Consider the following 19,254-nt stretch of genomic DNA (forward strand, 5'->3'; position numbering starts at 1 on the left):
AGACACAAATGACCGTGAACGTTGAAACCCTCGACAAGCTCGAGCGCAAGATCACGCTGACCTTGCCCGTCGGCACCATCCAGTCCGAGGTCGATTCACGCCTCAAGAAGCTGGCCCGCACCGTCAAGATGGACGGCTTCCGTCCCGGCAAGGTGCCGATGACGGTGGTGGCGCAGCGCTACGGCTATTCGGTGCACTACGAGGTCATGAACGACAAGGTCGGCGAGGCTTTCTCGCAGGCCGCCAACGAGGCCAAGCTGCGCGTGGCGGGCCAGCCGCGCATCACCGAGAAGGAAGAGGCGCCTGAGGGCCAACTCGCCTTCGACGCGGTCTTCGAGGTCTTCCCCGACGTCAAGATCAACGACCTGTCCAACGCCGAGGTCGAGAAGCTCAGCGCCGAGGTGGGCGACGACGCGATCGACAAGACGCTCGAGATCCTGCGCAAGCAGCGCCGCACCTTCGCCCAGCGCGCCCAGGACGCAACGGTGCAGGACGGCGACCGCGTGACGGTCGACTTCGAGGGCAAGATCGACGGCGAGACCTTCCAGGGCGGCAAGGCGGACGACTTCCAGTTCATCGTCGGCGAAGGCCAGATGCTCAAGGAGTTCGAAGACGCCGTGCGCGGCCTGAAGGCCGGCGACAGCCGCACCTTCCCCCTGTCGTTCCCGGCCGACTACCACGGCAAGGACGTGGCGGGCAAGCAAGCGGACTTCATGGTCACGGTGAAGAAGATCGAAGCCTCGCACCTGCCCGAAGTCAACGAGCAACTGGCCAAGTCGCTCGGCATCGCCGAGGCCACGGTCGAGGGCCTGCGCGCCGACATCAAGCGCAACCTCGAGCGCGAGGTCAAGTTCCGCCTGCTGGCGCGCAACAAGAACGCGGTGATGGACGCGCTGATCGCCAATGCCGAGCTGGACCTGCCCAAGTCCAGCGTGCAGGCGGAGGTCGACCGCATGGTTGAAGGCGCCCGCGCCGAGCTCAAGCAGCGCGGCATCAAGGACGCCGACAAGGCACCGATCCCCGACGACGTGTTCCGCCCGCAGGCCGAACGCCGCGTGCGCCTGGGGCTGGTCGTGGCCGAGCTGGTGCGCGCCAACAACCTGCAGGCCAAGCCCGAACAGATCAAGGCCCACATCGACGAGCTGGCCGCGAGCTACGAAAAGCCGGCCGACGTGGTGCGCTGGTATTTCAGCGACAACCGCCGCCTCGCCGAGGTCGAGGCTGTTGTGATCGAGAACAACGTGACCGATTTCGTGCTGAGCAAGGCCAAGGTCAATACCAAGTCGGTCTCCTTCGACGAACTGATGGCGCAGCAGGGCTGATCGCGGCCGGCCGTCGCCCGGGGGCTTGTGCTTTCCAGGCGCGGGCCCCATGTCGTCTGGGTACAGTAAAACCTCTCTGGAGAGCACACATGAGCGCACAGGAAATTAAAGGCCTCGGCATGATCCCGATGGTCATCGAGCAATCGGGCCGCGGCGAGCGTTCCTACGACATCTATTCGCGGCTGCTGAAGGAGCGGGTGATCTTTTTGGTGGGCGAGGTCAACGACCAGACTGCCAACCTGGTGGTGGCGCAACTGCTGTTCCTGGAGAGCGAGAACCCCGACAAGGACATTTCGTTCTACATCAACTCGCCCGGTGGCAGCGTGAGCGCCGGAATGGCGATCTACGACACCATGCAGTTCATCAAGCCGGCCGTGTCGACCCTGTGCGTTGGCTTCGCGGCCAGCATGGGCGCCTTCCTGTTGGCAGCGGGCGAGAAGGGCAAGCGCTTTTCGCTGCCCAACTCCAAGATCATGATCCACCAGGTGCTGGGCGGCGCCCGCGGCCAGGCCACCGACATCGAGATCCACGCCCGCGACATCCTGAAGACGCGCGAGCAGATGAACCGCATCCTCGCCGAGCGTACCGGCCAGCCCCTGGAGAAGATCGCCCGCGACACCGAGCGCGACTACTTCCTGACGGCCGACGAGGCCAAGGACTACGGCCTGGTCGACCAGGTGATCGCCAAGCGCAGCTGACGCGTACAGCGCTGCGGCGTCCCCGCGACAAACGGCGTTTTCCGCACGGAAAACGCCGTTTTTGTTCGGATCGGGGATGGGCCGAGGGTCTTCCTTCTTCGCTATCATTGTTAAACCCCCGTTACGAGGCAACTGTCCATGGCCGAGAAAAAAGGCTCTTCCAGCGAAAAAACGCTCTATTGCTCGTTCTGCGGGAAGAGCCAGCACGAGGTCAAGAAGCTGATCGCCGGTCCGTCGGTTTTCATCTGCGACGAGTGCATCGATCTCTGCAACGAGATCATCCGCGACGAACTGCCCGCGGGCGACGAATCGCGGGAAGCGCGCAGCGACCTGCCCACGCCCCTTGAGATCAAGGCCAACCTCGACAACTACGTGATCGGTCAGGAGCCTGCCAAGCGCATGCTCTCGGTGGCGGTCTACAACCATTACAAGCGCCTGCGCCACAAGGACAAGGCCAAGGGTGAGGACGTCGAGCTCAGCAAGAGCAACATCCTGCTGATCGGCCCGACCGGCTCGGGCAAGACCCTGTTGGCCCAGACCCTGGCGCGCATGCTCGACGTGCCCTTCGTGATGGCCGACGCCACCACGCTGACCGAGGCCGGCTACGTGGGCGAGGACGTCGAGAACATCATCCAGAAGCTGCTGCAGAGCTGCAACTACGAGGTGGAGCGCGCCCAGCGCGGAATCGTCTACATCGACGAGATCGACAAGATCTCCCGCAAATCCGACAACCCCTCGATCACCCGCGACGTCTCGGGCGAGGGCGTGCAGCAAGCACTGCTGAAGCTGATCGAAGGCACCATGGCCAGCGTGCCGCCGCAGGGCGGGCGCAAGCACCCCAACCAGGACTTCCTGCAGATCGACACGACCAACATCCTGTTCATCTGCGGCGGCGCCTTTGCCGGGCTCGAGAAGGTGATCGAGAACCGCACCGAGGCTTCCGGCATCGGTTTCGGAGCCTCGGTCAAGAGCAAGCAGCAGCGCAGCCTGACCGAGGTGTTCCGCGAGGTGGAGCCGGAGGACCTGATCAAGTTCGGCCTGATTCCGGAGCTGGTCGGCCGCATGCCGGTCGTTGCCTCGCTTGCCGAACTCAGCGAGGACGCACTGGTGCAGATCCTGACCGAGCCGAAGAACGCGGTGGTCAAGCAATTCACCAAGCTGCTGCAGATGGAGGGGGTCGACCTGGAAATTCGTCCGGCGGCCCTCAAGGCGATCGCGCGCAAGGCGCTGGCCCGCAAGACCGGTGCCCGCGGATTGCGCTCGATCCTGGAGCAATCGCTGATCGACACCATGTTCGAGCTGCCGAATGCCACCAATGTCGACAAGGTCGTGGTCGAAGAATCCACAATCGACGAAAACAAGCCACCGCTCCTCGTGTACCGCGAGGCGGCCAAGAAGGCCTGACTGAGTGACTTTCAGGCCGGCCCCTCCAGTACCGGCGACCGGCGTCTTCGGCGATTACCGTGCCCGCGGGCTTGAAAAGCGCGCGCGGCCGACCATCTTTCCATGATCAACCAAAGGATTTCCATGTCCGGTCATACCCCCCTGCCTGCCACCGAGATCGACCTGCCGCTGCTGCCGCTGCGGGACGTGGTCGTCTTCCCCCACATGGTGATCCCGCTCTTCGTCGGCCGTCCCAAGAGCATCAAGGCGCTCGAGCTCGCGATGGAAGCGGAGCGCCGGATCATGCTGGTGGCCCAGAAAGCTGCCGCCAAGGACGAGCCCTCGGTCGAGGACATGTTCGAAGTAGGCTGCATCTCGACCATCCTGCAGATGCTGAAGCTGCCCGACGGCACCGTGAAGGTGCTGGTCGAAGGCCAGCAGCGCGCGCGTGTCAACCGCATCGACGACGGCGAGACCCATTTCTCGGCCAACGTGACGCCGGTCGAGGCGCCCGAAGCCACGGCGCAGAAGGGCACCGAGGTCGAGGCGTTGCGCCGCGCGGTCATGCAGCAGTTCGACCAGTACGTCAAGCTCAACAAGAAGATCCCGCCCGAGATCCTGACCTCGATCTCGAGCATCGACGACCCCGGCCGTTTGGCCGACACCATTGCCGCGCACCTGCCGCTCAAGCTCGACAACAAGCAGGCGGTGCTCGACCTGGACGACATCAAGTCGCGGCTTGAGAACCTATACGGTCAGTTGGAGCGCGAGGTCGACATCCTCAACGTCGACAAGAAGATCCGTGGCCGCGTGAAGCGCCAGATGGAGAAGAACCAGCGCGACTTCTACCTGAACGAGCAGGTCAAGGCGATCCAGAAGGAACTGGGCGAAGGCGAAGAAGGCGCGGACATCGAGGAGATCGAGAAGAAGATCAAGCTCGCCAAGATGCCCAAGGAAGCGCTCAAGAAGGCCGAGGGCGAGCTCAAGAAGCTCAAGCTGATGTCGCCGATGTCGGCCGAGGCCACGGTGGTGCGCAACTACATCGACGTGCTGATCGGCCTGCCCTGGAGCAAGAGGACCAAGATCAAGCACGACCTCGCGCATGCCGAAGAGGTCCTCAACGAGGATCACTATGGGCTCGAGAAGGTCAAGGACCGCATCCTCGAATATCTTGCGGTGCAGCAGCGCGTCGACAAGGTGAAGGCGCCGATCCTTTGCCTCGTGGGCCCGCCGGGCGTGGGCAAGACCTCGCTGGGCCAGTCGATTGCGAAGGCGACCGGCCGCAAGTACACCCGCATGGCGCTGGGCGGCATGCGCGACGAGGCCGAGATCCGCGGGCACCGCCGCACCTACATCGGCGCTCTGCCGGGCAAGGTGCTGCAGAGCCTGAACAAGGTGGGCACGCGCAATCCGCTGTTCCTGCTCGACGAGATCGACAAGCTGGGCACCGACTTCCGCGGCGATCCGTCGAGCGCGCTGCTGGAGGTGCTGGACCCCGAGCAGAACCACACCTTCGGCGACCACTACGTCGAGGTCGACTTCGACCTCTCCGACGTGATGTTCGTCGCTACCTCGAACTCGATGAACATCCCGCCGGCGCTGCTGGACCGGATGGAAGTGATCCGCCTGGCGGGCTACACAGAGGACGAGAAGACGCACATTGCGCTCAAGTATCTGCTGCCCAAGCAGATGAAGAACAACGGCGTGAAGGAGGACGAGCTCCTGATCACCGAAGAGGCCGTTCGCGACATCGTGCGCTACTACACCCGCGAGGCTGGCGTGCGTTCGCTCGAGCGCGAGCTTTCCAAGATCTGCCGCAAGACGGTCAAGGGCCTGCTGCTGAAGAAGATGACGCCCAAGGTGGTGGTGGAGGGAAAGAACCTCAACGACTTCCTCGGTGTGCGCAAGTACACCTTCGGTCTGGCCGAGAAGCAGAACCAGGTGGGCCAGGTGGTGGGCCTCGCGTGGACCGAGGTGGGCGGCGACCTGCTCACGATCGAGGCGGTGACCATGCCCGGCAAGGGCGTGATCAGCCGTACCGGTTCCCTTGGCGACGTGATGAAGGAGTCGGTCGAGGCCGCACGCACGGTCGTGCGCAGCCGCGCGCGACGGCTCGGCATCAAGGACGAGGTGTTCGAGAAGCGCGACATCCACATCCACGTGCCCGATGGCGCCACGCCCAAGGACGGCCCGAGCGCGGGCGCCGCAATGACCACTGCATTCGTATCCGCGCTTACCGGGATCCCGGTGCGTGCCGACGTTGCCATGACCGGCGAGATCACGCTGCGCGGCGAAGTGACGGCGATCGGCGGCCTGAAGGAGAAGCTGCTGGCTGCCCTGCGCGGCGGCATCAAGACCGTGCTGATCCCGGAAGAGAACGCCAAGGACCTGCAGGACATTCCCGAGAACGTGAAGAACGGACTCGAGATCGTGCCGGTGAAGTGGATCGACAAGGTGCTCGAGATTGCGCTTGAGAAGCAGCCCACGCCGTTGTCCGACGAGGAGGTCGCTGCCTCCGCGGCGGCCATGGCCGAGCAGGCGAAGCAGCGCGCATCGCAGCCTGCGGAAGGTTCGATCAAGCATTGAGCGGGAGTCTTGCGAGACGCCCGGAAATTGCTCTATAATCGAAGGCTTGAAACGCGGGAATAGCTCAGTTGGTAGAGCGCAACCTTGCCAAGGTTGAGGTCGAGAGTTCGAGACTCTTTTCCCGCTCCAGTTTTCAAAAGGGAAGCTTCAAGCTTCCCTTTTTTTCGCGAGTTCTGACCAAGAAGAAACGTAGATTGGACGCATGGCGCGATAGCAAAGCGGTTATGCAACGGATTGCAAATCCGTCTAGCCCGGTTCGACTCCGGGTCGCGCCTCCACCCTCCAGCCTTATCGATCGAACAGCCCCTCCAACCGTCGTTGTCGGGGCTGTTTTCGTTTCGGGTATCGTCCATATCGACCCGGACGCCCGGATGGTGAAATTGGTAGACACATCGGACTTAAAATCCGCCGCTTCCTGCATAAGGGGCATACCGGTTCGATCCCGGTTCCGGGCACCACCACATCACAAGGGAGCATGACATGCCTCGCTACAACGCTCCGTTCGAAATCCACGTCCACGGCGATGTGTCGCTTCGCTCCGATGTGAGCTTCGAGCAAATTCAGGAAGCTCTGAAACCCCTCTGGAAATATGCTGGTGCCCGCTCGCTGGCCGATGGCGCGAACAGCGTCTACGAAGAAGAGCCAGGAATCCGCTTCGAGCAGAAGGACCACATGCTCCAGATCTGCTGGACCGTGGCCGGCGATGAGGATTTCCGACAGGCCCTCGACGAAATGTGCATGGCTCTCAACGAGCTGGCCGAGCAAGGCGCCGCGATCGAGGTCACCTTCTACGACACCGACTTCGACGAGGAAGAGGGTGATCCCGAGGAAGAGTCCCGCGATGACTTCCTCATGCTCTTCATCGGCCCCAACCCGGCCGCGATCATGCAGGTGCAGCGCGACCTCCTGGTCGAGGACGTGGTGAACCTCATGGAGCGCCACTTCGATGGCGCCGAGCTCGGCGGCGTTGTGGCCGAGATCGACAAGCTCTTCGGCGACCGCTTCGACGCGCTGGTGAACTCCCTCGAGATCGGCAAACGGCCGCGCGGCGGCACCGGCGGCCCAGGCAGCGGCAGCCACGGCGGCGGACGCCGCCCGCGCCACCTGCACTGATCCGAGGCGCTGGAGTGTCCAGCCACGGAGCGGTCAAGCCGCTCCGCTATGCTCGGCGACCTTCTGTTCGAGGAGAGTCGCTTGGCCTTTTTCTCCCAGTCTGCCCTTCGTCCCGGCGTGCGCAAGCGCGAAGTCTTCGGCTGGGCCATGTACGACTTCGCCAACTCAGGCTACACGACCGTCGTGATCACGGCGGTGTTCGCTGCCTACTTCGTCGGCGGAATCGCCAAGGGGGCTCCCTGGGGCCCGTTCGCCTGGACGGTGGCCTTGAGCATCTCCTACGCGATCGTGATGGTGAGCATGCCGGCCATCGGCGCGTGGGCCGATCTCCATGCGGCGAAGAAAAAGGCGCTGGCGATCGTCACTGCCGGCTGTGTGCTCGGCACCGTGGCGCTGGCGATCACGCCCCGGTTCAGCGGCCCCTTCGCGGTCGCGCTGGCAATGGCCTTGGTTGTCCTTTCGAACACCTTCTACTCCTACGGCGAGTCGCTGACCGGCGCCTTCCTGCCGGAGCTCGCGACGGCCGAGGGCATGGGCAAGGTCAGTGGCTGGGGCTGGGCCTTCGGCTACATCGGCGGCATGCTCGCACTCGGGCTGTGCCTGGCCTACGTGCTGTCGGCCCAGGCGAAAGGGCTGCCCGCTGCGCACTTCGTCCCGGTCACGATACTGATCACGGCGGCGATCTATGGTCTCGCCGCCTGCGCCACCTTCGCACTGCTGCCTGAGCGCGCGCTGCCACAGGCAGCCGGCGACAGGCGCAGCGCCTGGCAGCAGCTGAGCGACACCTTCCACAAGGCGCGCGCCTACCGAGACTTCATGTGGCTGCTGGCCTGCACCGTCTGCTATCAAGGCGGCGTGGCGGTGGCGATCACGCTGGCGGCGATCTATGCGGAGCAGGTGATCGGCTTCGTCGCGAGCGAGACGATGGTGCTGATCTTCGTGCTCAACATCGCGGCGGCGCTCGGGGCCTTCGGTTTCGGCTATCTGCAGGACCGCATCGGCCACCGGCGCGCGCTTTCCGGCGCGCTGCTGGCCTGGATCGCGGTGTGCGTCATCGCCGCCTCGGTTACGACCAAGGGCGGGTTCTGGTGGGCGGCGACCATCGCCGGGCTGGCTATGGGCTCGAGCCAGTCGGCCGGGCGCGCGATGACGGGCGTGCTCGCGCCGCCGCGACAGCTGGCGGAGTTCTTCGGGCTGTGGAGCTTTGCCACGCGGCTGGCCGCGATCATCGGCCCGCTGAGCTACGGCGCCATCACCTGGGCGACCGGCGGGAACCAGCGCATCGCGATCCTGGCGACGAGCGTGCTGTTCATCGGTGGCCTGCTCCTGTTGCTGCCGATCGACATGCGGCGCGGCCGGGCGGCGGCGCTGCGAGGGGAGGCGCCTCAGTCGGAGGGCGGGCCCTTGGCAGCACGGTAGGCCGACCCGTCGTACCGCAGCAACTGCGACGAGAACTTCACCGGCCGCTCCTGGGTGACGCATTCGTCTCCCAGCGCGCTTGAGCGGGTCTGGGTGCGGGTCTGGCGCAGCAGCAGGTCGGCGTGGCCGTTGCTCGTGCTGCGAGCGATCGACAAGCTGCCGCGCACGGTCTCGAAATTGCCGGCGCAGTTGGCGTCCCACTCGCCGCGCTCCAGCGTCAGCTCGAGTCCGTCGAGCACCTTGGCAAGCTTGGGTCCGCGCGGAACGTACAGCGTCAGCGTCTCGTTCGAGTAGGGATTCACGCGCGACGAACCCTGGCGGACGATGCGCAGGCCGAATGCGCGCGCGTCGCTCGCGAGCGTGTAGCGGGCCGTGTCGATCTTGATCTCGCTGATGCGGATGGCATCCTCGCTCAGGGCCGAGGGCTCGAACAACCGGCTGATGACGGTGGCGCGCTCGGTATTGCCGTTGTCGGCCTGCTGCACCACCAGCACGTCGAGATCGAACTGTGTGACGCCAGGCCCCGTGGAGGGGCGCGGTAGCGGCAGCACGACGACGAAGCGTCCCGCAAAGCCGCGCCAGGGTTGGCACACGGCACGTTCGTGGTCCAGCACCTGCTTGGAGTGCAGCTTGGCGTGCATGCGCTCCGCGAGGCCGGTGTCGCAGGCCGCGTAGCTGGACGCGCTCAGCAGCCCAAAGAGCAAGCCGATGAGTAGTTGTCGAGGCATGCGCCAGCCAGCGGGAGTCAGGCGGAGGCCAGGGCTGCAGGCACGGCCGGCCGCGCGAGCCAGCGTGCCGCCGCGGCATCGAGCGCGTCGGGCGCGGCACTGCTCAGGAGCGTCACGGCGCCTTCGCCTTGCGCGGCCAGCTGCCCGGCCTGCGCCAGCAGCCGCCGCGTCTGCGACGCGACCGGTGCGCCGGTGTCGATGAAGCGCACCGCCTCGCCGCAATGGCGACGCAGCTCGGCCGCTATGAAGGGGTAGTGCGTGCAGCCCAGCACCAGCGTGTCGATCTGGCCGGGCGCGGTGCCGAAGCTGCCAGCCTGACGCAGATAGCGCTCGCTCAAGGCCGCGATGCCGGCGCCGTCGCCGCGCTCGATGGCGCCCGCCAGGCCGTCGCACGGGACGATGCGGAAGTCCGCCTGTCCGGCCAGCGAGGCGTGCAGCCCCTCGAACTTGCGGCTCTCCACCGTGACGCGGGTCGCGAGCACGGCAATGTGGCCGGTTCTGCTGGCGGCCACTGCGGGCTTGAGGGCCGGCTCGACGCCGACCACCGGGAGGCTCGGGTGCTCGGCCCGCAGTTCGTGAATGGCGGCTGCGGTCGCGCTGTTGCAGGCGACCACCAGCGCCTTGATGCCATGCCGTTCGCGCAGGTAGCGCGCCACCATGCCGGTGCGCTGCGCGACGTAGGCATCGCCGCGTTCTCCGTACGGCGCATGGGCCGTGTCGGCGAAATACGCGAAGCGTTCGTGTGGCAATGCCTCGCGCAGCGCGTTGAGCACGCTGAGCCCTCCGATGCCGCTGTCGAAGACGCCGATCGGGCGATCGGCAAGAGCACCCGAAATGCTCAAGCCGCTTCCATCATGATGGTCTTGAACTCGCCGCTGGCGATGCGTTTTTGCCACTCGGCGGGGCCGGTGATGTGGGCGCTGGTGCCGCCGGCGTCGACCGCCACCGTCACCGGCATGTCGACCACGTCGAACTCGTAGATCGCTTCCATGCCGAGGTCGGCGAAGCCCACCACCTTGGCGGTCTTGATCGCCTTGCTCACCAGGTACGCGGCGCCGCCCACGGCCATCAGGTAGGCGCTCTTGTGCTTCTGGATGGCCTCGATGGCGACCGGACCGCGCTCGGCCTTGCCGATCATCGCGATCAGCCCGGTCTTCGCGAGCATCATTTCGGTGAAGCCGTCCATGCGCGTGGCGGTGGTCGGGCCGGCCGGGCCCACGGCCTCGTCCTTGACCGGATCGACGGGGCCCACGTAGTAGATCACCCGGTTGGTGAAGTCCACCGGCAGCTTCTCGCCCTTGGCCAGCATGTCGGCGATGCGCTTGTGCGCCGCGTCGCGGCCGGTCAGCATCTTGCCGTTGAGCAGCAGCGTGTCGCCCGGCTTCCAGCTCGCGACCTCGGCCGGCGTGAGCTTGTCGAGGTCCACGCGCTTGCTCTTGTTGTAGTCGGGCGCCCACTCGATCTTGGGCCAAAGGTCCAGCGAAGGGGCCTCCAGGTAGACCGGCCCCGAGCCGTCGAGCACGAAATGCGCGTGGCGCGTGGCCGCGCAGTTCGGGATCATCGCTACAGGCTTGCTGGCCGCGTGCGTGGGGTACATCTTGATCTTGACGTCGAGCACCGTGGCCAGGCCGCCCAGTCCCTGCGCGCCGATGCCCAGTGCATTGACCTTCTCATAGAGCTCCACGCGCAGCGCCTCCACCTTGCTGAACTCGGCGCCCGCGCGCTTCCTGGCCAGCAGCTCGTGCATGTCCAAGTCGTCCATCAGGCTTTCCTTGGCGAGCAGCGCGGCCTTTTCGGCGGTGCCGCCGATGCCGATGCCCAGCATGCCCGGCGGGCACCAGCCGGCGCCCATGGTCGGCACGGTCTTGAGCACCCAGTCGACCACGCTGTCGCCGGGATTCAGCATCACGAGCTTGCTCTTGTTCTCGCTCCCGCCGCCCTTGGCGGCCACCGTGACCTCGAGGGTGTTGCCGGGCACGATCTCGGTGAAGATCACGGCCGGCGTGTTGTCCTTGGTGTTCTTGCGGTCGAACTGCGGATCGGCCACCACCGAGGCGCGCAGCATGTTGTCGGGGTGGTTGTAGCCGCGGCGCACGCCTTCGTTGATGGCCTCATGGAGGCTGCCGGTGCCGAAGCCGCCCCAGCGCACGTCCATGCCGACCTTGAGGAACACGTTGACGATGCCCGTGTCCTGGCAGATGGGCCGCTGGCCGGTGGCGCTCATCTTGCTGTTGGTGAGGATCTGCGCCATCGCGTCCTTGGCCGCGGGGCTCTGCTCGCGCTCGTAGGCGCGAGCCAGGTGAGCGATGTAGTCGGTCGGGTGGTAGTAGCTGATGTACTGGAGCGCGGCGGCAACCGACTCGATCAGGTCGGCTTGCTGGATGATGGTCATGGCTGTGTCCGTGGGAGGGGAAAGCACTCGCTCAATGCGAGCCATTCTTGTTTGCGACGATACTGGGCGGATGCCCTGGTGCGCCAGGCGCGCCCTCCATTTTGACAGCGGAGCTTTTTTCATGGCGATATCCACCCCCGGCCGTATCGAACGCGACACCTTCGGCCCCATCGAGGTGCCGGCAGACAAGCTGTGGGGTGCGCAGACGCAGCGCTCGCTGCAGAACTTCGACATTTCGGGCGAGCGGCAGCCGCGCGAGATCATCAAGGCGTTGGCACAGGTCAAGCGCGCCTCGGCCGTGGTGAACCATGCGTTGGGCCTGCAGGACGAGAAGAAGACGCAGGCCATCGTCGCCGCGGCCGACGAGGTCATCGCGGGCAAGCACCTGGACGAGTTTCCGCTGGTCGTGTGGCAGACCGGCTCGGGCACGCAGACCAACATGAACGTCAACGAAGTGTTGGCCAACCGCGCCAGCGAGCTGCTGGGAGGCGAGCGCGGCGAAGGGCGGCTGGTGCACCCCAACGACGACGTGAACCGCAGCCAGTCATCCAACGACGTTTTCCCGACTGCCATGCACGTGGCGGCGGTCGAGGCGCTCACGCATCGGCTGCTGCCGGCCATTGCACAACTGCGCGGGACTCTGCAGAAGAAGGCCGAGGCGTTCGCCGACATCGTGAAGATCGGCCGCACCCACCTGCAGGACGCGACGCCGCTCACGCTGGGCCAGGAGTTCTCGGGCTACGTGGCCCAGCTGGCCCATGGTGAAGCCCATGTGCAGGCCGCGCTGCCGCATCTGTGCGAGCTGGCGCTGGGCGGCACCGCGGTCGGCACCGGACTCAATGCGCCCGGGGGCTATGCCGAGCAGGTGGCCGCCGAGCTCGCGAAGCTGACCGGCCTGCCTTTCGTCACCGCGCCCAACAAGTTCGAGGCCATGGCTTCCGTCGATGCCCTGGTGCACGCGCACGGGGCGCTCAAGACGCTGGCGGCGAGCATGACCAAGATCGCCAACGACGTGCGTTGGCTCGCCAGCGGACCACGCAGCGGCATCGGCGAACTGAGCATCCCCGAGAACGAGCCGGGCTCGTCCATCATGCCCGGCAAGGTCAACCCGACGCAGAGCGAGGCGGTCACCATGCTGGCTGCGCAAGTGCTCGGCAACGATGTCGCGATCAACATCGGCGGCGCTTCGGGCAACTTCGAGCTCAATGTGTTCCGGCCGATGGTGGCGCACAACTTCCTGCAGAGCGTGCGGCTCCTGGCCGATGGCATGCGCAGCTTCAACGACCACTGCGCGGTGGGCATAGAGCCGAATCGCGAGCGGATCACGGAGCTCGTGCAGCGTTCGCTGATGCTGGTGACGGCACTCAACACCCACATCGGCTACGACAAGGCGGCCTTCATCGCGAAGAAGGCGCACAAGGAAGGCAGCAGCCTGCGCGAGGCGGCGATTGCCTCGGGCTATCTCACGGCCGAGCAGTTCGACCAGTGGGTGGTGCCGGAGAAGATGACCGGCCGCTAGGGATCAGTGGCCGGCAGACGGCGGCGGCGCCATCAGGCGGTCGGTGAACGCGATCGCCATCGCCGACAGCAGGAAGGCGATGTGGATCGCCGTCTGCGCGATCAGCACGCGATCGGTGTAGTTGTCCGCGTTGATGAAGGTCTTGAGCAGGTGGATCGAGCTGATGCCGATGATGGCGGTCGCCAGCTTGACCTTCAGCACCGACGCGTTCACGTGACTCAGCCACTCGGGCTGGTCGCGGTGCCCCTCGAGGTTCATGCGGCTCACGAAGGTCTCGTAGCCGCCGACGATCACCATGATGAGCAGGTTGGAGATCATGACCACGTCGATCAGCGCCAGCACCACCAGCATGATCACCGTCTCGTTGAGCGTGGTGACCGGTGCCGTGGTCTTGTAGCCGATGCTGGTGATCAGCGACTTCAGCGCTTCCTCGCTGCCGAAGGCCGCTTCCACGAGATGGAGCAGTTCGACCAGGAAGTGCACCACGTACACGCCTTGCGCAACGATCAGGCCCAGGTACAGCGGCAACTGCAGCCATCGGCTGGCGAAGATCAGGTTGGGCAGGGGGCGCAGCGGAGAGGCCTTGCCGGCGTGTTTCTGGAAGGTGGGGTCGAGATTGGACATCTGGGGAGGGCAGGCCGGTGGGTGAGGCGGGAAACGCGCGATTCTAGAGTGCTGTCGAGGCGCCGACGTGTCACGATGCAGCCGCTAACATGGAGCGTCAGTCGTCCGTAAGTGCGGACGCTGACAGTAGCGCCCGTCAGACCCAGCTACATACCGGAGGCAAAAATGAGCAGCACGATCGAGTCCTTTCTCGTCGAGAACCGTGTGTTCCCGCCCGATGCCCGCGCCGTGAAGGGCGCACGCATCGACAGCATGGCCGCCTACGAGGCCCTGTGCAAGGAGGCCGCCGACGACTTCGAGGGCTTCTGGGCCCGGCAGGCCAAGGGCAACGTCGTGTGGACCAAGCCCTTCACGCGCACGCTCGACGAATCCAACGCGCCTTTCTACAAGTGGTTCGACGACGGCGAGCTCAACGCCTCGGCCAACTGCCTGGACAAGCACATCGGCACCCCGGTCGAGAACAAGACCGCCATCGTGTTCGAAGCCGACGACGGTGCGGTCACCCAGGTCACGTACAAGGAACTGCTGGCGCGCGTCTCGCAGTTCGCCAACGCGCTGAAGGCGCAGGGCATCCGCAAGGGCGACCGCGTCATCATCTACATGCCCATGACCATCGAGGGCGTGGTCGCGATGCAGGCCTGCGCCCGCATCGGCGCGACGCACAGCGTGGTGTTCGGCGGCTTCTCGGCCAAGGCGCTGCAGGAGCGCATCATCGACGCCGGCGCGGTGGCGGTGATCACCTCCAACTTCCAGCTCCGCGGCGGCAAGGAGCTGCCGCTCAAGGGAATCGTCGACGATGCCATCGCGCTCGGCGGCTGCGAGGCGACGCTCAAGACCGTGCTGGTCTACCAGCGCACCGCGACCGCCTGCAACATGGTTGCGGGCCGCGACAAGACCTTCGACGAGGTGCTCAAGGGGCAGGGCAGCGAGTGCCCGCCGGAGCCGGTGGGTGCCGAGCACCCGCTCTTCATCCTCTACACCTCGGGCTCGACCGGCAAGCCCAAGGGCGTGCAGCATGCCACCGGCGGATACCTGCTGTGGGCCAAGCTCACCATGGACTGGACCTTCGACATCCGTCCGGAGGACACGTTCTGGTGCACCGCCGACATCGGCTGGATCACCGGCCACACCTATGTCGCATACGGGCCACTGGCTGCCGGCGCGACGCAGGTGGTGTTCGAGGGCATCCCGACCTTCCCGCATGCGGGCCGCTTCTGGCAGATGATCGAGAAGCACAAGGTCACTGTCTTCTACACCGCGCCGACGGCCATCCGTTCGCTCATCAAGGCCGCGGAAAGCGACGAGAAGGTGCATCCGAAGAACTGGGATCTTTCATCGCTGCGCATCCTCGGCACCGTGGGCGAGCCGATCAATCCCGAGGCCTGGATGTGGTACCACCGGCACGTGGGCGGCGAGAAGTGCCCCATCGTCGACACCTTCTGGCAGACCGAGACCGGCGGCCATGTCATCACGCCGCTGCCCGGCGCGACGCCGCTGGTGCCCGGCTCCTGCACGCTGCCGCTGCCCGGCATCATGGCGGCAGTCGTGGACGAGACTGGCAAGGACATCCCCAACGGCGGGGGCGGCATGTTGGTGATCAAGCGGCCCTGGCCCTCGATGATCCGCACCATCTGGAACGACCCCGAGCGGTTCAAGAAAAGCTACTTTCCCGAGGAGATGGGCGGCACCATCTACCTCGCCGGCGACGGCGCAGTGCGCAGCCCCGACCGCGGCTACTTCCGCATCACCGGTCGCATCGACGACGTGCTCAACGTCTCGGGCCATCGGCTCGGCACGATGGAAATCGAGTCGGCGCTGGTTGCGAAGACCGACCTGGTGGCGGAAGCCGCGGTGGTCGGCCGTCCCGACGACATGACGGGCGAGGCGGTCTGCGCCTTCGTCGTGCTCAAGCGCGGCCGTCCGAGCGGCGACGAGGCCAGGCAGATCGCAACCGAGCTGCGCAACTGGGTGGCCAAGGAGATCGGGCCGATCGCCAAGCCCAAGGACATCCGCTTCGGCGAGAACCTGCCCAAGACCCGCAGCGGCAAGATCATGCGGCGCCTGCTGCGCAGCATCGCCAAGGGCGAAGCCATCACGCAGGACACCTCCACCCTCGAGAACCCTGCCATCCTGGAGCAACTGGGGCAGGCCTACTAGCCCTGCCGCGCCAGCCGTGCCCGGCGGCGCCCGCGCCCCCGTCCGACAGGGGCGGGGCGCCGGATGCGTTACAACCAGCCCATCGAATGTCGAGGGGATACTTTCATGGGACTGAGAACGGGCGTGCTGCTGGTCGTGGTGCTGCTGATCGCGGCGCTGGCGGCTTTGAACTGGAGCGTGCTCGCCACGCCCACCGCGATGTCGATCGGCTTCATGCAGGTAACGGCGCCGCTCGGGTTGATCATGCTGGGTCTCACCGCGCTCCTGGGCATCTTCTTCGTGGCCTACGTGGTTTACCTGCAGACCACGGTGCTGCTCGAGACGCGGCGCCACACGAAGGAGATGCAGGCCCAGCGCGACCTGGCCGACCGCGCCGAGGCCTCGCGCTTCACCGAGCTGCGCAACTTCCTGGAAGCCCAGGAGAACGCTCACATGGCGCGCAACGCCGAGCGACACGCGGCGCTGCTGGCGCGCGTGGAGCAGTTGGAGACCCTGATCAAGGTACGGTCCGACCAGACCGACAACACGCTGGCAGCCCACATCGGCCAGCTCGAGGACCGCTTCGACCGGAGGTCGCCGACGGCGATGACGCCTGGCGGCGGCATGCCGCCACCCGTCTGAAGAAGCCGGGCGCCGCTACTTCGTCGACAGGACCCAGGCAGCGAGCTTCTTGGCGTCGGCCTCGCTGACCTGGTTGTTGGCGGGCATCGGCACCGCGCCCCAGACGCCGGAGCCGCCCTTCACGATCTTGGTCGCCAGCATGTCCGCGGCGCCCTTGTTGTCCTTGTACTTGGCCGCGATCTCCTTGAAGGAGGGGCCGAGGACCTTGCGGTCGACGGCATGGCAGCTCATGCAGTTCTTGGAGGTGGCCAGTGCGAGGTCGGCCAGGGCGGGGGATGTTGCGGCCAGGCCAAGGACGGCGATGAGAAGCGTTCTTTTCATGGGGTTCGATGACGTGGGTGCGTTAAAGTCCGATCCAACGCGATTGTAGATAGCGCGGTGCACGGTCCCATTCTGATGGGGCCGGACGATCGGAGGGGTTCTCTCATGTGGTTTCTTTTCCTCGGCCTGCTCGGCGTGGCCCTCAAGTTCTTCGAGGTCGGCTTCGTCGCGCAATGGAGCTGGTGGGTGGTGCTCATCCCCTTTGCACTGGCCGCTGCCTGGTGGGCCTGGGCCGACGCTTCCGGCTACACCAAGCGCAAGGTGGTCGAGCGAGAAAACGCACGCCGCCAGGCTCGCATCGACCGGCAACGCAGCCAGATGGGCTTGCTGACCAGCCGCTCCAACCGGAACCGCCGCGGGCGCTGACCCGGGTCTAGGCGCGCAGGCTGTCGCGCGCGACGAGCGGCGCGATGAATCGCCGGCCCAGCTGGTGGAGCGACCAGAATGCCGCAGTGATGGCACACGCGAGCAACAAGCCGGCCAGGATGTCGAAAGGGAAATGCACGCCCACATAGATGCGGGCCCAGCCCGTCAGGACTGCGATGCCCAGGATCGCAAGCCCGATCTTCAGGAGCGCCGGCCGCAGGCAGAACAACAGGCCCACGGTGAACATCACCGTTGCATGCGCACTCGGCAGCGAACCGCGGGGGCCATGCTCGATATGCGCGGGGCTCAGGCCCAGGACGAAGGGGCGCGGCATGGCGAAGGCCTCCGCCAGCTCATGGGCCAGCAGGGAGGCGGCGCCGGCCGCGACCAGCACCGCCAGCGCATACAGCCGCTGGGCGGGCGACCGCCAGGCCGCCCATGCCATGAGGGCCACGCACACCCAGGAAGCCTCCTCCGCCACGTTGCCGGCAAACCGGAGAAGCGGTGAATCAGGCACATGGCCGGCGCCGAGCAATTGGAAAAGTTCGATGTTCAGCGCCTGCATCCGGTCATGATAGAGCCGCGTTACGGCGATTTGATGAACGAAGCCTTCATGCTTCGTTCAGGATCGTCTCGGAAAGTACCGCGGGCTCAGGCCACGCCCAGCAGCTGGTGCAAGCGCGTACTGGTGGTGGTGTACTGCAGGGGCACGGCCCTGCCGGGGAACACGATGCCGGTCGCGCCCCAGGCCGCCAGCGTGGCCTCGTGGAAGCCGCAGACGATCAGCTTCTTCTTGCCTGGGTAGGTGTTAATGTCGCCCACCGCGAACACCCCCGCCTCGCGCGTCTGGAAGCGCTCGGTGTCGACCGGCACCTGCTTGCGCACGAGGTCCAGCCCCCAGTCGGCAATGGGCCCGAGGCGTGGCGAGATGCCGAGGCAGGCGATGAGCGCATCGAGCGGCAGCGTCAAGGTCTGCGCATCGGGTGTCGAGATCTGCAGCGCCCGGCCGTCGAAAGCCGCGGGCTGGCCGACTGCGAAGCGCATCGCGCCTTCGGCCACCGTCGTCCGCATTCGCGCCACCAACGCTTCATCGGCCTGGAAGCCGTCGCGCCGATGCACCAGCGTCACTTCGCGGGCCCGGCCCAGGAGTGCCAGCGCAGTGGCCAGCGCCGCGTCGTCGCCGCCATTGACGACCACCGCCTGGCCGTCGAAGCGCTCCAGCGATTCCGGGTGGTAGAAAAGCGTCGATCCCTCGAAGCGCTGGATGTCCTCGAGCGCGATGCGCTTGGGGACGAAGGCGCCGACGCCCGCCGCTATGAAGACCGTCCTGGCGAGAAAGCCCGTGCCCGTGGTGGTGCGAAGCAGCAGGCGCTGGTCCGGCTGGCGCTCCAGCGTGGCGACCTGCTGCTCGAAATGGAAGGTGGGCTTCAGCGGCGCCAATTGCTCCAGCAGCGCCGCCGCCAGGCCGCGGCCGCTGGTCGCCGGAATGCCCGGGATGTCGTAGATGGGCTTGTCGCCGTACAGCTGCACGCACTGGCCGCCCGCGGCGGGCAGCGCGTCGACGATGTGGCAGGAGATCTCGAGCAGGCCCAGCTGGAAGGCCTGGAACAGCCCGACCGGGCCGGCGCCGATGACCAGCGCGTCGGTTTCGATAGGCGCGGGGAGCGTGCTCAGCGCACCAGCTCCCCGATCTTGTCGGTCTTGTCTTTCCACTCGTCGGCATCCGGCAGCGGCGGCTTGCGCTTGGTGATGCTTTTCCACCCGTCGGCCTGGGCCAGCTCGGCGTTGAGCTTGATGAAGGCGAGCTGGTTCGGCGGCAGGTCTTCTTCGGCGTAGATGGCGTTGACCGGGCACTCGGGGATGCAGACCGCGCAGTCGATGCACTCGTCCGGGTCGATCACCAGCATGTTGGGGCCTTCACGGAAGCAGTCCACGGGACACACATCGACGCAATCGGTGTACTTGCAGCGGATACAGGATTCGGAGACGACGTGGGTCATGGCTG

General features: G+C 65.9%; 18 protein-coding genes and 3 tRNA genes. 13 read left to right on the forward strand and 8 right to left on the reverse strand.

Annotation, left to right across the window (positions count from 1 at the left end; all coding sequences use genetic code 11):
• Positions 1 to 8 precede the first annotated feature (8 nt).
• From tig to ACMGEZ_RS05780, 9 genes are all read left to right on the forward strand, one after another.
• A complete protein-coding gene (gene tig / locus ACMGEZ_RS05740; RefSeq protein ID WP_436821281.1) occupies positions 9 to 1,322 on the forward strand; it encodes a trigger factor in 1,314 nt (437 codons plus the stop codon).
• 89 nt (positions 1,323 to 1,411) lie between these two features.
• Positions 1,412 to 2,020, forward strand: a complete 609-nt coding sequence (gene clpP / locus ACMGEZ_RS05745) for an ATP-dependent Clp endopeptidase proteolytic subunit ClpP (protein ID WP_436821282.1) — start codon at positions 1,412 to 1,414, stop codon at positions 2,018 to 2,020.
• Positions 2,021 to 2,158: 138 nt separating this feature from the next.
• Positions 2,159 to 3,424 carry an ATP-dependent Clp protease ATP-binding subunit ClpX gene (gene clpX, locus ACMGEZ_RS05750; protein ID WP_162574939.1) on the forward strand — a complete coding sequence of 422 codons (1,266 nt, stop codon included), beginning with the start codon at positions 2,159 to 2,161 and terminating at the stop codon, positions 3,422 to 3,424.
• Between the two features lie 123 nt (positions 3,425 to 3,547).
• Entirely contained in the window at positions 3,548 to 5,989 is a 2,442-nt protein-coding gene (lon, locus tag ACMGEZ_RS05755) for an endopeptidase La (protein WP_436821283.1), read from the forward strand.
• Positions 5,990 to 6,042: 53 nt separating this feature from the next.
• Positions 6,043 to 6,118: transfer RNA gene (locus ACMGEZ_RS05760), tRNA-Gly, on the forward strand.
• A 75-nt stretch (positions 6,119 to 6,193) separates the two neighbouring features.
• Positions 6,194 to 6,267 (forward strand) — tRNA-Cys (locus tag ACMGEZ_RS05765).
• Positions 6,268 to 6,354: 87 nt separating this feature from the next.
• Positions 6,355 to 6,447: transfer RNA gene (locus ACMGEZ_RS05770), tRNA-Leu, on the forward strand.
• Positions 6,448 to 6,469: 22 nt separating this feature from the next.
• On the forward strand, positions 6,470 to 7,102 hold the full coding sequence (locus tag ACMGEZ_RS05775) for a DUF6806 family protein (RefSeq protein ID WP_436821284.1): 633 nt from the start codon (positions 6,470 to 6,472) through the stop codon (positions 7,100 to 7,102).
• An 81-nt stretch (positions 7,103 to 7,183) separates the two neighbouring features.
• On the forward strand, positions 7,184 to 8,521 hold the full coding sequence (locus tag ACMGEZ_RS05780) for an MFS transporter (RefSeq protein ID WP_436821285.1): 1,338 nt from the start codon (positions 7,184 to 7,186) through the stop codon (positions 8,519 to 8,521).
• Here ACMGEZ_RS05780 and ACMGEZ_RS05785 read toward each other — a convergent pair.
• The 3 genes from ACMGEZ_RS05785 to ACMGEZ_RS05795 are packed head-to-tail and all read right to left on the reverse strand — an operon-like array spanning position 8,488 to position 11,641.
• Positions 8,488 to 9,249, reverse strand: coding sequence for a PA3715 family protein (locus ACMGEZ_RS05785; protein WP_436821286.1), 762 nt, complete (start codon positions 9,247 to 9,249; stop codon positions 8,488 to 8,490). The two genes, ACMGEZ_RS05780 and ACMGEZ_RS05785, sit on opposite strands and share 34 nt — an antisense overlap.
• A gap of 17 nt (positions 9,250 to 9,266) precedes the next feature.
• Positions 9,267 to 10,091: a glutamate racemase gene (gene murI / locus ACMGEZ_RS05790; RefSeq protein WP_436821287.1), complete on the reverse strand. Its 825-nt coding sequence runs from the start codon at positions 10,089 to 10,091 to the stop codon at positions 9,267 to 9,269.
• Positions 10,088 to 11,641, reverse strand: a complete 1,554-nt coding sequence (locus ACMGEZ_RS05795) for a fumarate hydratase (protein ID WP_436821288.1) — start codon at positions 11,639 to 11,641, stop codon at positions 10,088 to 10,090. Before ACMGEZ_RS05795 ends, murI begins: the two co-directional genes overlap by 4 nt.
• 121 nt (positions 11,642 to 11,762) lie before the next feature.
• On the opposite strand from ACMGEZ_RS05795, the gene fumC reads away from it, so the two are divergent.
• Positions 11,763 to 13,160, forward strand: a complete 1,398-nt coding sequence (gene fumC / locus ACMGEZ_RS05800; protein WP_436821289.1) for a class II fumarate hydratase — start codon at positions 11,763 to 11,765, stop codon at positions 13,158 to 13,160.
• Positions 13,161 to 13,163: 3 nt separating this feature from the next.
• Here the strand turns inward: fumC and ACMGEZ_RS05805 are convergent, their stop codons facing one another.
• A complete protein-coding gene (locus ACMGEZ_RS05805; RefSeq protein WP_436821290.1) occupies positions 13,164 to 13,784 on the reverse strand; it encodes a YqhA family protein in 621 nt (206 codons plus the stop codon).
• A 165-nt stretch (positions 13,785 to 13,949) separates the two neighbouring features.
• Here ACMGEZ_RS05805 and acs point away from each other — a divergent pair, with 165 nt between their 5' ends.
• On the forward strand, positions 13,950 to 15,941 hold the full coding sequence (gene acs, locus ACMGEZ_RS05810) for an acetate--CoA ligase (protein ID WP_436821291.1): 1,992 nt from the start codon (positions 13,950 to 13,952) through the stop codon (positions 15,939 to 15,941).
• Between the two features lie 105 nt (positions 15,942 to 16,046).
• On the forward strand, positions 16,047 to 16,562 hold the full coding sequence (locus tag ACMGEZ_RS05815; RefSeq protein ID WP_436821292.1) for a LapA family protein: 516 nt from the start codon (positions 16,047 to 16,049) through the stop codon (positions 16,560 to 16,562).
• A 15-nt stretch (positions 16,563 to 16,577) separates the two neighbouring features.
• Here the strand turns inward: ACMGEZ_RS05815 and ACMGEZ_RS05820 are convergent, their stop codons facing one another.
• Positions 16,578 to 16,883 (reverse strand): c-type cytochrome, encoded by a 306-nt coding sequence (locus ACMGEZ_RS05820; RefSeq protein WP_436821293.1) that lies wholly within the window; start codon positions 16,881 to 16,883, stop codon positions 16,578 to 16,580.
• A gap of 105 nt (positions 16,884 to 16,988) precedes the next feature.
• Here ACMGEZ_RS05820 and ACMGEZ_RS05825 point away from each other — a divergent pair, with 105 nt between their 5' ends.
• On the forward strand, positions 16,989 to 17,249 hold the full coding sequence (locus ACMGEZ_RS05825) for a TIGR04438 family Trp-rich protein (protein WP_436821294.1): 261 nt from the start codon (positions 16,989 to 16,991) through the stop codon (positions 17,247 to 17,249).
• A gap of 7 nt (positions 17,250 to 17,256) precedes the next feature.
• Here ACMGEZ_RS05825 and ACMGEZ_RS05830 read toward each other — a convergent pair whose 3' ends face one another.
• The 3 genes from ACMGEZ_RS05830 to fdxA form a co-directional block, all read right to left on the reverse strand.
• Positions 17,257 to 17,814 carry a phosphatase PAP2 family protein gene (locus tag ACMGEZ_RS05830; protein ID WP_436821295.1) on the reverse strand — a complete coding sequence of 186 codons (558 nt, stop codon included), beginning with the start codon at positions 17,812 to 17,814 and terminating at the stop codon, positions 17,257 to 17,259.
• A gap of 86 nt (positions 17,815 to 17,900) precedes the next feature.
• Positions 17,901 to 18,962, reverse strand: coding sequence for an NAD(P)/FAD-dependent oxidoreductase (locus ACMGEZ_RS05835; protein ID WP_436821296.1), 1,062 nt, complete (start codon positions 18,960 to 18,962; stop codon positions 17,901 to 17,903).
• Entirely contained in the window at positions 18,920 to 19,249 is a 330-nt protein-coding gene (gene fdxA, locus ACMGEZ_RS05840) for a ferredoxin FdxA (protein ID WP_436821297.1), read from the reverse strand. The genes ACMGEZ_RS05835 and fdxA overlap by 43 nt, the downstream gene beginning before the upstream one ends.
• Positions 19,250 to 19,254: the final 5 nt, after the last annotated feature.

The organism is Variovorax stachyos (assembly GCF_051400855.1).
Lineage (GTDB): Bacteria > Pseudomonadota > Gammaproteobacteria > Burkholderiales > Burkholderiaceae_C > Variovorax.